Source organism: Sulfitobacter sp. IGS-18, from assembly GCF_059628195.1.
This window is the reverse complement of the sequence record NZ_CM184556.1, coordinates 2571743-2585242: the sequence shown is the minus strand read 5'-3', so window position 1 is coordinate 2585242 and position 13500 is coordinate 2571743. Positions and strand designations below refer to the sequence as shown.

The window sequence follows — 13500 nt, the reverse complement described above, 5'->3', positions numbered from 1 at the left end:
CGTCTCGCGCGGGTGGGCGACAATGAATGTCAACACGACCTAGGCTCTGGACCCATTAGTTCTATATACTCAGTTTGACAGATTTTTTCGCAGACAAGAAGCATTTGCGCAAGAATAGTGGTTCTATTTCAAGCAGATGCGCCGCCTCCTCTCGGGACATTGCTGCGCAATGCCCTGCCGGGCAATGGGCTGCGGGAAAATCCGTCAAACCCGTCACGCCAAAGGCGTGCCAACATGACTCGGCGCTCCTTCGGAGCGACGGGCGGCGATTTCACTTCATTTCAATGTCTTGGGTCGCTTGCAAATAGAACCTACCACTGCCCGGCAGTGCATTTGCAAAGCAAATGTCACGAGAGGGGATTGGCTGCACGCCCCAAACCATTGAAATTTCGTGAAATCGCCGCTGAGCATATAGAATTAATGGGTCCAGAGCCTACGCCTCAGCGGGTCCCATCAGTGCCGCCAGTTTCTGCGCCGACGTGTCGATGTCATGGCGCGCCAGCGCCCGTGTCCGCCCGGCCGCGGCCATCTCGGCCAATCTGGCCTGTGGCAGGGTGGCAAGGTCATCCATCGCCTGTGCCAGCGCAGAGACATCGCCCGCAGGCACCAGCCAGCCGGTCTCCCCCGGGCGGACCAGTTCCGGGGTGCCCGCGACATAGGTCGCGATGACGGGACGGGCGGCGGCCATCGCCTCCATCACCACCATGGGAAGGCCCTCGGCAAAGCTGGGCATGACCATCGCATGGGCCGCCGCCAGTTCCGCCTTCACCCGTGTCTCATCAACCCAGCCGGTCAGTGTGACGCGGCCCCGCAGGTCAAGCCGGTCGATCAGCGCCTCGATCTGGTCGCGCATCTCGCCGTCGCCGATCAGGGTCAGATGCAGGTCGGCTTTGACCTGTGCCATCGCGTAGATCAGGATCATCTGGCCCTTCTGCTCGACCAGCCGGCCAATCGCCACCACCCGGCGCGGCCCTTCGGGTAGCGGGGCAGGATCGCTGAAGCGCTCGGGCTCCACCCCGCAATGCACCACATGGATGCGGTCCCAATCCGCATGATCGGCCCAGCGCATCAGCTGCGAGCGGCCAAACTGGCTGATCGCGACGGTGAAATCGGCGGCCTTCATCTTGGCCCCCAGCGACAGGGCGCGGGGCGCATCGAATTCTTCCGGGCCATGCACGGTAAAGGAAAACTTCGGCCCGCCCAGCATCCGCGCCAGCAGCGCCACGGCAGGGGCATTGGTGCCGAAATGGGCATGGGCATGTGTAACCCCGGCAGCGCGGCATTGCGCCGCCACATGGGCCGCTTCGGCAAGGTAGATCATATGGCGCAACAGGCCCGCTTCGGAGCGACGGCCCAGTTTCAGCGCCATCCGCAAGGCGGTCAGGAACCCGCCGGGATTGCGGCCCAGGGCGCGCAGGCTGCCCCGCAGCAATGTCATCGGCCCCTTGGCAAGCAGATAGTCGGTCTGTTCCGCCTCGGCGACATCCTGCGGGTCCACCAGCTGGCCGTCAAAGCGCCGCATCGCGATCCGGGTCACCGCGTGGCCCTGACGCTCCAGCGCGCGGATCTCGCGGCGGATGAAACTCTGCGAGGGTTGCGGATAGGTATTGAGAATATAGGCGATCTTCACGGCTCTTCCTTGTTCTTCACAACTTTGCCCCATTGCCGTGTCATGGCGCTGGCGCAGGACGCAAGGACGCTCTATTCAGCGCCTGAGGCAGAAGTGAGGCTTTTTTCGAGTGTTTGCACGGGTTTTTGAAGTGCTGAAGGACAACCGGCTGATGGCGCGCGCGTTGCGCTCGGCCTCGTGGATCCTGTTGGGCTATGGCGCTTCGCAGGCGATCCGGCTGGCATCGAACCTGATCCTGACACGGCTGCTGTTCCCCGAAGCCTTTGGCCTGATGGCGCTGATCAGCGTGATCACCGTGGGCCTGACATTGTTTTCCGATGTCGGCATCTCGCCCTCGATTTCGCAGAGCAAGCGGGGCGATGACCCGGATTTCCTCAACACCGCCTGGACCATCCAGGTCTTGCGCGGCATCGGGCTCTGGGGTGCGGCCTGCGTGCTGGCCTATCCGGTGTCCCTGTTCTACGACCAGCCCGACCTGGCCCGCTATCTGCCCATTGCCGGTCTGGCGCTGATCCTGGGCGGGTTCAACCCGACCCGGATCGAAACCGCGCAGCGCCACCTGCTGATGGGGCGGCTGACGGTGCTGGACCTGAGCTCTCAGGTGATCGGCATCGCGGTGATGATCGGCCTTGCGGTGGTGTTGCAATCGGTTTCCGCCCTGGTCATCGGTGGTGTCGTGGGGGCAGGGGCCAAGCTGCTGCTGACCCATTATGGCCTGCCGGGCCAGCGCAACCGCTTCCGCTGGGAAAGGACCGCCGCGACCGAGCTGATCCATTTCGGCAAGTGGATCTTCCTCTCCACCTTGTTCTGGTTCTTTGCCAGCCAGGGCGACAAGGCGATCCTGGGCAAGTTCCTGACGCTGGAGACGCTGGGCATCTACAACATCGGCTATTTCCTGGCCAGTTTCCCGCTGTTGCTGGGGCTGAGCGTGACGGGCCGGGTCATGATCCCGATCTACCGCGAGGGGGCAGAGCCGCACCGGCTGGCCCGGATCCGCTATGGGCTGACCCTTGGCATCGGCGGCATGCTGGTGGTGATGGCGCTGATCGGGCCCTGGCTGGTCGATCACCTTTATGACAGCCGCTACGCCAGTTCCGGCGGGGTTGTGGTGCTGCTGGCCCTGGCGCTGATCCCGCAGGTGATCGGCATGACCTATGATCAGGCCGCCCTTGCGGCAGGGGATTCGCGGCGCTTTTTCATCTATTCGGCGGCGCGGTCCAGCCTGCAGGTGTCGATGCTGCTGGTAGGCGCGATCCATGCCGGGCTGGTGGGGGCGATCCTGGGCATGGGGCTGGCCATGGCGCTGTCGCATCTGGTGCTGATCTGGCTGGCGCGGGTCCATGCCGTCTGGGATGCGCGGCATGATCTGACCTTCTTCGTGGCGGGCGTGGTCGCCGCTGCCCTTGCGCTCTGGCTTCATCTTGACACCTTGCGCGCCCTTGGCGCCTCGGTCTGATCCGGCAGGGGGTGTTTCGTGCGGGCATTGACGCATTGAAATCCTTGATTTCAGGTGACTTCAGGTGGTTGGGGACAAAGCCGGAACGCCAGGCTTCGCGCTTTGCTCTTCACACTTCGCGCTCTGCTGTTAACGCTCTGCGCTTTGGCTGCCGACATGTGCCGCCCACTTCCCGCACTTGCAGACATGTCATGCAAGACCTGTCATTTTTGACATGTCATGTATGACATGTCGTCCGTTGCGGTTTGATGCGCCGCAGCGTTTCGCACCCACCCCCGCGGTCACTCGTGAAAATTGCAGCGGACGGGGGGAGGGAGCCCAGCCTGTGCGCTCAAAGTGAAGACCTATTGCCAAAGCAAAGCTTTGGCAGCGCCCGAACCGCCCCCACGGGGCGGGCGCTACTCGCCCACCCCTCGGTTCGGGCGCGACCAATTTCGGATGTTGGACATGGCAGCAAAGCCCCGCTCACCTGGCCTTCACACGTGTCGCAGCGAACGTCCGGAAAGAGCCCTTTTCCGCTTTCTCAAGCGCGGAATCAAGGCCGCAGGCCGCCGCGCATCGCCGGGCCGTCCCCTGGCACGGCGATTTGGCTGCTGTCGTGTGCCACGGATGGCTTGGATGTGCTTGGCTGCCATAAAGTGCCAGTCACTGAGGTCAGATCGCCGTACCACGGCCCGTCAATGCGCGGCTTGGGGTTTCGTTGCGAACGGCAGCAAAGCCCCGCTCACCTGGCCTCGATCCATACCACGCCTGAAGTCCGGTCTGGATCAGAAATGCCTGGCAGCGCGGTCAGGCATGACCGCCACGGCCCAGCGACATGATTCAGCAAATGCGCCGCCAGGAGCCGGCTTGCGCGACATTCGACAGAACCGCCGCTCAGCTGCGCCGGACATCCGTCTGCCGGGCCAGACGGGCATTGCGCCCTTTCTGACCGGCTTCGCTGCGTTCCTGCCAGAGTTTGGCAAGACCCTTGCTGCGCTTCACCCGGCCGACCTGCGGTATCGACACAACCGGGACAAGGCCGGTTTCCCGCTCCATCTGGCGGGCGGTGCGGATGACGGGGCGGCGCAGCTCCAGCAGGAACGCAAGCGCAAGCCCTGCCATCAGCGCCGCGCCGGCCCCCATCACCGCGCGTTTCTTGCGGCTCATGCTGACCGGGAAATCCGGCACACGGGCCTCTTCCAGGGTGATCAGCCGTTCGCCCCGCGCAGCGGTTTCCAGTGAATATCCCACTTCCGCCTCATTCCGGCGGGTCGCAATCACGTCAAGCTGGCCCTGCAACTGCTCCATGCGGCGCTGAAACTTGGTCAATGTGTTTTCGACCTCGGGGGAGGTTTCAATGCTGGCCGCCAGTTCCGCACGGCGTTCCTGCAGCAGATCGCGCTGGGTGCCCAGACTGGCCAGTTCCCCGTCAAGTTCGGCCTCTTCCTTGGCCACGGTGGCGGCGCGCGCGTTGCGGTCGATCCGGCTGCGGGCAAGCTGGGTCGCGATGATCTCGCGGTCCAGTTCCAGCAAGGCGTCATTCAGGCTGGCGATTTCGGAGCGGACGAATTCAAGCGTCCCCTCGATGGAGATGTCATGGGCGCTGCGGTAGGCGGCCATTTCGTCGTCCAGCCGGGCGATTTCCGCGATCAGCTGGTCTTCCTGGGCAGAGAAGAACTCCAGCGTCTCGCGGGTCTGTTCGCGCCGCTGGGCGGCGGTCAGATCGCGGGTGCGGTTGGCAAATTCATGGGCGACGGCCTGGGCCTGTTCGGCATTGTCCAGCCGCGCGGTGATGGTCAGAACCGCGATGGTGCCGTCATCGGCATAACCCTCGCGCGTGGCGGCAACCCCGTTGATCGTGACGGAGCGGCGCAGCAGATCGACCTTTTCGGACATGCGCAGGGCTGTCAGATTCTCGAACAGGTCGAATTTCTCGATGATTTCCAACAGGCTGCTGCGCGCCATCAATTGCTGCTGGATCAGCTGCAGCCGCCGCGCCGAGGATCCTTCGACCGTCGAGGGAGCCAGCGAATCGGCAATCTTGGGCTGTTCGATCTGGATGACTTCGGCGGATTCATAGACATGCGGCTGCGACAGGGCCCAGTAGAGCGAGGCGAAACACCCGGCGATGAAGACGAACGAGATGACCCCGATGCGGCGGCGCACCATGTCCAGAAAATCCGCCAGGGAATAGATCGGCCCCATGTACCCGTCACCTCAATGCAAAATGCCCCCGGGACAGCCACGGCCATCAAGGGGTTCTTCGGCTTTCACCATGGAAATCGGGCGAAGTTGAGGCACAAATTTGCCGGATCGCACCGGTTTTCCGACCTGTAGCGTTTCGGGAAAATGTTCAATCGCACATACCCTGCCGCGCTTCGCGCTCTCGGGACATCTGCGATCTACCTGACGCGACGATTTCCCGAAACGCCTTATTTGTAGTGCGGCAGGCTGTTGCTGCGCGCCCTGTTCAGGACCACCCCCAGCAGCGGGACCTGGCCGTCCAGCATCTGTTCGCATTCGACCAGTTGCTTGCCCATGGTCTGCGACCCGTCGGAAACCAGCAGGATGCCGTCAAGCTGCGGCAGGAAGGCCGAAACATCGTCATGGCCCAGCATGGCCGGCATGTCATAGATCACCAGATCGGGGCGCAGCGCCGCGCGCATCTGGTCCAGGGTCCGCGACAGCGCGGGGTGCTGCAGGGTTTCCGCCGCATCCATGTCCGGCCGGGCGTTCAGCCCCAGCGCCAGGGTGTCGCTGACCCGCTGGACATGATCCTCGATCCGCGCGTCACCGCTCAGAAAATCCCGCATCTCGCCCGGTGCCGTCACGTCCAGCGCGCGGTCCAGGCCCGGATCGCGCAGGTTCAGATCCATCAGCACGGTGCGGGACCCGGCAATACGCGACAGGCTCAGCGCGAGGTTGAGCGCGGTGAAGGTGGTGCCACATCCCCGGGTCGGCGCGGTGACCGCAATATTGACCCAGCCGTTTTCGCCGGTGGTCTTGCGCAGACGGGTGCGCAGCAGGTCAAAGGCCTGCACGGCCAGGCTGTCGCGCGCCGCATCCAGCACCGGGATCGCCGTTGCGCGGTTGGGCCGGTTGCCCGGTGTCACCAGCTCAAGGTCTTCCCACTGCGGCACGTTCCGCTCTGCCAGCCCGGCACCCGGCACATGGCGCATGGCGGTTTCGGCCGGGACGGACAGGGCAGGGATGGACAGGGCCGCAGCGGACCGCGCCGGGGCCTGAACGCTGGGCTCGGCCAATGTTGGCTCAGCGATTGTTTCCGCCACCTCCGGCGCGGTCTGTGCCGGTGCCCTGGCGCGCATCACCTCCGCCATCAGATCATCCGACGCCTTCAGATCATCCGACGCCATCAGATCATCCGGCAAGCGGCGGCGCGGCCTGATGCTGTGCCGCAGGCCGCTGGTCCGGGCCCAGGATTCACTGTCATTGCTCTGTGCTGTGGCGGCGGCCCTGTGAAGATTATCCTTCATACCGGGCTCCTTCGGGGTGTCTGACATGGGGAGGGATGATACCACAGTGTTTATCGGTGCAAAAGCAAGGCAAGGCTCAATACCCCGTCTGGCGCAGGACCACACCCACCGTCTTGTACAGGATGGTCAGGTCGAGCCGGAAGGTCAGGGCGTTTTCATAGGCCTCGTCGACCCCATGGCGGTAGGTGAACTTGTTGTTGTTCCGGGCGCTGACCTGCCACAGGCCGGTCAGACCGGGGCGCACCGCGAAATAGGCCCGCGGGTTGCCATAAAGGCCAAGCTGGTCGGGCATCATCGGACGCGGGCCGACCAGTGACATCTCGCCTTTCAACACGTTGACAAGCTGGGGCAATTCATCCAGCGACGTCGCGCGCAGAAAGCGGCCGACCGGGGTGATCCGGGGATCGTTGCGCAGCTTTTGCAACGCGTCCCATTCCGCCTTGATCTCCGGGTCGGTTGCCAGCAGGTCCTGCAACACCCTGTCGGCATCACGCACCATGGTGCGCAGCTTGAGAATCGAAAACCGGCTGCCGTCGCGGCCCAGGCGCTGTTGCCGGTAGAACGGCTGCCCGCCCTCGATCCACAGCGCCAGCGCGCATGCCGCAATCACCGGCAGCCAGAACGGCATGGTCAGCACGATCAGGGCCAGATCCATGACCCGTTTCAGTCCGTTCCGATAGGGTTTTGCCGGCGCATGTTTACGGGCAATCGCCGCATCCCAAAGGGAGGCTGCCTCTGCGGTCAAAAGGTCTGCGCGGCCCATGAGACCCTCTGCCGCAGACCGCTGTTCACCAAGATCGAACAGGCCGTAACCTGGCCGATCCATTTGGAATTTCTTCATCACAACCCCCCAGGGCCGCATATTACAATGTCTCAGCGCGGCTGGTGCCGCCCAAAGTCTTTACTGGTCACTCGCCCCGCCAAAACCAGGGAACACCGGCAGCAGACGCCGAAGCTGCATACGCTCAAATTGTGCAGCGTGACAGGGGGTGCCCGATCACTTTTTCGCAGACGCAGCATGGTTCCAGGGCCGGGTGGGAAGCGCACCGTGGCTCGGCACATTTATTAACAGATTTCGGCCAGTTTTGGCCTCATTTATCGGAAACAGTTTGTTTCAATGCCGAAACATGGCGATATTTCCCGCCTGGCGGGAACTCAGGGATGTTTCGCTGCAAATCCGCCCATTCCGGCCCGAACAATCCCGCGCAGGCGTGCTGATTGTCTGCCAGCCGGGGGGCCTTCTGCCACAATCGGGATCTGACCGGGCCGTGGCACCGCCACCCCGGCGCGCGGGCCGCGCGTGAAAGGGCTGGCGGGTGTGACGGCGCAAGGCCCATCCCCACCCGGAAAGACCGGCATCGGGGGGTGATCAGCTGATGGGGAAAAGTGGCAGCCCGTAGGGGAATCGAACCCCTCTTTCCAGGTTGAAAACCTGGCGTCCTAACCGATAGACGAACGGGCCACGGGTCGTGAGCGGTTCATTAGGGTTTTCAGACAGGGCGCGCAAGCAGAAATTTCCTCAGGAGCGCGATAAACTGCAATCAGGCCCGCGCCGCGTCTTCCAGCCGCAGCTGAACGCTTTGTCTGCCGCGCCAGCTGTTGATATCCAGCCGCCCCGCCAGATGGAACCGGGCACCGCCATGGGCCTCCAGCGCGGCCCCCAGCGGGGTGTCATAGGCCCCGAAACAGATGGCATCCATCTTGGGGCCGATTCCGTCTCCGAAGCTGATCTTGAGGTGGCTTTCCCCGACCCGTTTGGCAAAGTGAATTTTCATCTCCGCAAAGACATAGCGCGGGGCAGGGGCGGCGGCACCAAAGGGGCCTGCCTCCTCGACCTGTTCGGCCAGTTCGACGGTGGCGGCACCGGGCATCAGCAGCCCGGTCACATTCAGGTCCGAGGGGCCCGCCAGATGCGCGCCCTGTTTCGCCAGCAGCTCGCCCAGCCGTGCCATCGCGGCCTCCAGCTTGTCCTCGGCCACGGTAAGCCCTGCGGCCATCTTGTGCCCGCCGCCCTTGATCAGCAGCCCCTCTGCGGCCAGCCGCTGGATCGGGGCACCCAGGTCGATGCCGCTGACCGAGCGGCCCGATCCCTTGCCGATGCCATCCTCGAAACCGATGACGATGGCGGGGCGGTTGGAGGCCTCCTTGAGACGGGAGGCCACGATGCCGACCACGCCGGGGTGCCAGCCGGGGCCGGAGGCCCAGACCAGCGGCGCATCGAAACCGCGCGCCTCCGCCTGTGCGAGCGCGGCGGCACGCACGCCCGCCTCCACATCGCGCCGTTCGGTGTTCAGCGCATCCAGCCGCCCGGCCAGGGCCGCCACCTCATGCGGGTCGTCAGAGGCCAGCAGGCGCGCACCCAGGTCGGCCTGGCCGATGCGCCCGCCGGCATTGATCCGCGGCCCCAGCAGAAAGCCCAGGTGATAGGCGGTCGGTGCGGTATCCATCCGTGCCACATCCGCAAGGGCTGCAAGCCCGGGGCGGTCGCGCCGCGCCATGACCTTGAGACCCTGCCGGACAAAGGCCCGGTTCACGCCGGTCAGCGGCGCCACATCCGCAACCGTGGCCAGCGCCACAAGGTCCAGCATCGCCATCAGATCGGGGCCCGTCCGCCCCGCCGAGCGCAGCCGTCGGCCTGCCTCGACCAGCATCAGGAACACCACCGCCGCCGCGCAGAGATGCGCCAGGCTGCCATCCTCGTCCTGGCGGTTGGGGTTCACCACGGCCAGCGCCTCGGGCAGGGTCTCGCCGCCCAGGTGGTGATCCAGGATCACCACATCGGCCCCCGCTGCCGCCGCCACCGGGCCATGGGAAAGGGTGCCGCAATCGACGCAGATGATCAGGTCATGCTCCGCCGCCAGCGCCGCCATGGCCTCGTCATTGGGTCCATAGCCCTCGTCGATCCGGTCCGGCACGTAAAGCGTGGCACCATGGCCCATCTGGCGCAGCCAGATCAGCAGCAGGGCGGCGGAACTGCCGCCATCCACATCGTAATCGGCAAAGACCGCGATTCGCTCGCGCCGCCCCAATGCCACCAGGAATCGCGCCGCGGCCTTCTCCATATCCTTCAGGCCGCGCGGGTCGGGCAGCAGGTCGCGCAGGGCAGGGGCAAGAAAACCCGTGGCCTCTTCCGGTGCCACCCCGCGCCGCGCCAGCACCTGGCAGACGGCCTGCGGCAGGCCGGTGCGCTGCACCAGCAGCTCGGCCGACCGCTCCGCCTCGACACCGGGCCCGACCCAGCGCCGCCCGGTCAGGGAGGCTTCAACGCCGAGAAAACTCACCTTCACCCCGTTTCATTGTTCCAAAAATACACCAAAGCAACGCCGGCCAGGGGCGCGCGGTCAATGTCGCCCGCCCCCGGGTGCGCAGTCAATGTCGCCCGCCCCCGGGCGCGCGCTTAATCCTGCGCGACCGGTGTCCGGTAATTGATGCGCCGCACGGAGCCGGTCTTGGACCGCATGATCAGGGTCTCGGTGGTCAGCCAGCCCGGTTCGCGTTTCACACCCGGAAGGATGGTGCCGCCGGTGACGCCGGTCGCGGCAAAGATCACGTCTTCGGTCACCATTTCATCGCGGGTGTAGATGCGGTCGAAATCGGTGATCCCCGCCTTGGCGGCGCGGCCGCGTTCGTCGTCGTTGCGGAACAGGAGCCTGCCGTACATCTGCCCGCCCATGCATTTCAGCGCGGCGGCGGCCAGCACGCCCTCGGGCGCACCCCCTGCGCCCATGTACATGTCGATGCCGGTCTGCGGATCGGCGCAATGCATGACACCGGCCACATCGCCATCGGTGATCAGCCGGATCGCGGCACCGGTGGCGCGGACCTCGGCGATCATGTCCTCATGGCGGGGGCGTTCCAGGATACAGACGGTGATGTCCGCAACCGCACAGCCCTTGGCCGCCGCCAGCGCCTTGACCCGCTCGCCCGGGGTCATGTCCAGAGTGACCACACCTGTCGCATAGCCCGGCCCGATGGCCAGCTTGTCCATATAGGTGTCGGGCGCATGCAGCATCGAGCCGCGCGGGCCCATGGCGATCACGGTCAGCGCATTGGGCATGTCCTTGGCGGTCAGCGTGGTGCCCTCCAGCGGGTCCAGCGCGATGTCCACGCCGGGGCCGTTGCCGGTGCCCACTTCCTCGCCGATATAAAGCATCGGTGCCTCGTCCCGCTCGCCTTCGCCGATGACAACCACGCCCGCGATGTCCAGCATGTTCAGCTGCGTGCGCATGGCGTTGACGGCGGCCTGGTCGGCGGCTTTCTCGTCGCCCTTGCCGATCAGCCTGGCCGAGGCGAGGGCCGCGGCCTCGGAGACGCGGGCCAGGCCCAGGGACAGCATACGGTCTTGAAAATCGGCGGATGTGGGCATGATAATTCCTAGCTGGTTTGAATTCTGCCCCGTCCTCTAGCGCGCCAGTGGGTTTCGCACAAGCGCGCGGGGCTGGGCGGCCCTGTCCCGGCCCGCTTGCGCGGACCGGGTTTGCCGGGGTCTGCCCCGGATGTCAGGGATAGATTTCGCCCGCAAACCAGGTGTCTGCGGGCACCCAGTCGTTGCCGCTGCCACCCCAGCCCTGGTTCACATAGAACCAGCGGTCATAGACGGTTTCGTTCCAGCAGAAGATGAAACATTTGCGCACCACCCGTTTCTGCCAGGCATAGCCATAGGCCACCGGATAATGGCTGAGCCAGCCGGTGCCGATCACCGCCGGCGTGTCCCGGTCGCGGATCGAATTGCGCGCATATTCGCGCAGCCGGCCTTCCGAGATGCCCAGCGCATTGTAATGGGTGGTCAGGCTGGTCCCGGTGCGGCCCACGAAATAGGCGCTGGCATCGCTCATCTCCCAGGGGTAGGTCGCGCCCTGGCCGAAGATGCAGAAAGTGCCCACATCATCCGCAATCTCCTCGATCACATTGTTGACGCCCGCGGTCTGCGAGGTGGGGGAGATCACATTCGCCCCGGTGCCGCCGTCCTGCCGGTAAAGCCCCCAGCGCGGTGCCCAGTAGCTGTTGCCGGAGCCGGCCTGGCGGTCCCCCCAGAGAAACAGGATGGTCCAGGCCAGCGAGCCGCAGCCGATGGCGCAGCCGTTGACGGTATATTGGTTGTAGGGTTGTTCGCTGACGTGTCCGTCCGCCCAGTAATATGTATAGGCCATTGAAATCACTCCTCGAAAAAGTTCATGCCGCTGTCGGGCTTGCGGTCCGACGGGGTGCTGGATGAGACCGCGAAAAACGGCAGGGTTTCGCGCAGGCCGGAGCGGTAGGCGATGTGCATCTCGAAGGAGACCTCCTGCGCCAGCTTTTCATCCGCCACCTGCAGCGCGACGGCGCCGCTGCCGCCGGGCGTTTCCAGCGCTTCGATCTTCACCAGGCGCGCGCCCTCGCCGGAGACCTCCACGGCGGCATCCGCTTCCAGCAGGGCAACCCTGCGGGTGGTGCCGGTCATGATGCCTTCGCCCATCCTGGCGACCAGGTCCTCGATCTCCCAGGCGGGGGCGGCGTTTCTGGCAAGGCCCTTCAGCAGCGGGCCAAAGGCCTTTGCATAGCTCTTGCGCAGGTCCGCCCAGCTGTCGATCGCGCGCAGCTTGACCCGCTGGGGCCGCGCCCCCCGGGTCACCGTCTCGGGTGTGTCACCGCCGGGGTCGCTGTCGTCCTTTGCTTTTCGGGCCGGGCGCACCAGGGTGGAGGAAATCCGCCCCTGCGCCTTTTCGATGTCATCGGGCAGCCCTTCGATGGGCAGGGGCAATTGCCCGGTCTGACCGGCAAGTTCGCCGCCGGCGGTCTCGCCGATATAGGACAGCGAATCGACCTTGAAGATGCGGTCGACCTTGCTGCCTTTCGCTTCCGCTGCGGTCGCGATCTGGCGGCTGGGCGGTTCGCGGTCCAGCGACCAATGGGCGATAGGATGGTCATGCCCCTTGCTGGCCGCGATGATGAATCCGGTCGCGGCGGGCATCGCCCGTTTCGCGCCTTCGTCACCGCGCCCGGTGAAGGCGGTGCGGCGGTCATCGCCCCGGCCAAGATCGACGGCGAATTCGTAATAGGCCACATCGTCGATGTCGGGCCGGAACAAGGCCGTCACCTCGCGGGTCAGGCTGGCCTTGCCGCCGGTGGGGTCCATATCGGTCCCCCTGACGGTTTCGAGCAATTGTGCCGCACGGCGCCTGATCTCCGTGGGGACTTCTTCAATATGTATTTGCATTGGATCTCTCCGATAAATGGACAGGACTAAAGGTCAGGGCGTCTGGAAATCTGATGGCATCCGCGATGCCTGCGCCCCGTCTCAATATCAACCATAGGTAGAAGTTCGCCAAGTACGGGAATCCTTACCGTCCCGGCAGGCGGGGGGTGTTGAGGGCCAGAGGGCTTTGGCCGTCACGTTATGAACTGACCTGAAATGATAGACCGGAGCCTGCCACAGATCGCGGCGAATGACGGCTTCAAGGCCGGGGAGATGTGAGGCGATGGCCCGGCGCCTGCGGCTTGTTCCGGGCCTGGGTGCTTGTGATCGGCGTCCGATTAACTGACCTTCACACGTGTCGCAGGCAAGGTCCGGAAAGAGCCCAACCTGTGCTCTCAATGTGAGGACCTATTGCCAAAGCAAAGCTTTGGCAGCGCCCGAACCGCCCCCGTCGCGCCGGAGGCGCGCCAGTTCATTCGCAGGCGGCACGCCTGCGGCGTGACGCGGGCGCTACTCGCCCACCCCTCGGTTCGGGCGCGACCTGTTTCGAATGTCGGACATGTCAGCAAAGTCCCGCTTACCTGACCGTCACACGCCTCTCGCGAAGGTCCGGAAAGAGCCCAAAGTGACGCGAAGCGCAAGCCGGGCCAGCGCCTGCCCGGGGTGGGCGATACTGACCTATGTTCATGCCACTTAATTTCTCAACCGTGATGAATCCCATCGAGGGAACACCTGGCCTCACCAAATCGCCTACCCGAGAGAC

At 64.8% G+C, this 13500-nt stretch carries 9 protein-coding genes and 1 tRNA gene; 1 reads left to right on the top strand and 9 read right to left on the bottom strand.

Annotation, left to right across the window (positions count from 1 at the left end):
• Positions 1-433: 433 nt before the first annotated feature.
• Positions 434-1630 carry a glycosyltransferase gene (locus tag ACWNZ3_RS12470; protein WP_496900131.1) on the bottom strand — a complete coding sequence of 399 codons (1197 nt, stop codon included), beginning with the start codon at positions 1628-1630 and terminating at the stop codon, positions 434-436.
• Between the two features lie 151 nt (positions 1631-1781).
• Here ACWNZ3_RS12470 and ACWNZ3_RS12465 point away from each other — a divergent pair, with 151 nt between their 5' ends.
• Entirely contained in the window at positions 1782-3086 is a 1305-nt protein-coding gene (locus ACWNZ3_RS12465; RefSeq protein ID WP_496901905.1) for an oligosaccharide flippase family protein, read from the top strand.
• Positions 3087-3962: 876 nt separating this feature from the next.
• Here ACWNZ3_RS12465 and ACWNZ3_RS12460 read toward each other — a convergent pair.
• The 8 genes from ACWNZ3_RS12460 to ACWNZ3_RS12425 all read right to left on the bottom strand — a co-directional run bounded on the left by ACWNZ3_RS12460 (position 3963) and on the right by ACWNZ3_RS12425 (position 12758).
• Positions 3963-5273, bottom strand: coding sequence for a GumC domain-containing protein (locus ACWNZ3_RS12460; RefSeq protein WP_496900130.1), 1311 nt, complete (start codon positions 5271-5273; stop codon positions 3963-3965).
• 227 nt (positions 5274-5500) lie between these two features.
• Positions 5501-6562 (bottom strand): CpsD/CapB family tyrosine-protein kinase, encoded by a 1062-nt coding sequence (locus tag ACWNZ3_RS12455; RefSeq protein WP_496900129.1) that lies wholly within the window; start codon positions 6560-6562, stop codon positions 5501-5503.
• Positions 6563-6638: 76 nt separating this feature from the next.
• The gene (locus ACWNZ3_RS12450; RefSeq protein WP_269363895.1) at positions 6639-7403 is read right to left on the bottom strand and encodes a sugar transferase; all 765 of its coding nucleotides are present in this window, start codon (positions 7401-7403) and stop codon (positions 6639-6641) included.
• 546 nt (positions 7404-7949) lie between these two features.
• Positions 7950-8024: transfer RNA gene (locus tag ACWNZ3_RS12445), tRNA-Glu, on the bottom strand.
• 79 nt (positions 8025-8103) lie between these two features.
• The gene (recJ, locus tag ACWNZ3_RS12440; protein WP_496900128.1) at positions 8104-9843 is read right to left on the bottom strand and encodes a single-stranded-DNA-specific exonuclease RecJ; all 1740 of its coding nucleotides are present in this window, start codon (positions 9841-9843) and stop codon (positions 8104-8106) included.
• A 116-nt stretch (positions 9844-9959) separates the two neighbouring features.
• Positions 9960-10928 carry a class II fructose-bisphosphatase gene (gene glpX, locus ACWNZ3_RS12435; protein WP_114275739.1) on the bottom strand — a complete coding sequence of 323 codons (969 nt, stop codon included), beginning with the start codon at positions 10926-10928 and terminating at the stop codon, positions 9960-9962.
• A gap of 133 nt (positions 10929-11061) precedes the next feature.
• The gene (locus tag ACWNZ3_RS12430; protein WP_269363890.1) at positions 11062-11712 is read right to left on the bottom strand and encodes a hypothetical protein; all 651 of its coding nucleotides are present in this window, start codon (positions 11710-11712) and stop codon (positions 11062-11064) included.
• Positions 11713-11717: 5 nt separating this feature from the next.
• Positions 11718-12758 (bottom strand): hypothetical protein, encoded by a 1041-nt coding sequence (locus tag ACWNZ3_RS12425; RefSeq protein WP_496900127.1) that lies wholly within the window; start codon positions 12756-12758, stop codon positions 11718-11720.
• Between the last annotated feature and the right edge of the window lie 742 nt (positions 12759-13500).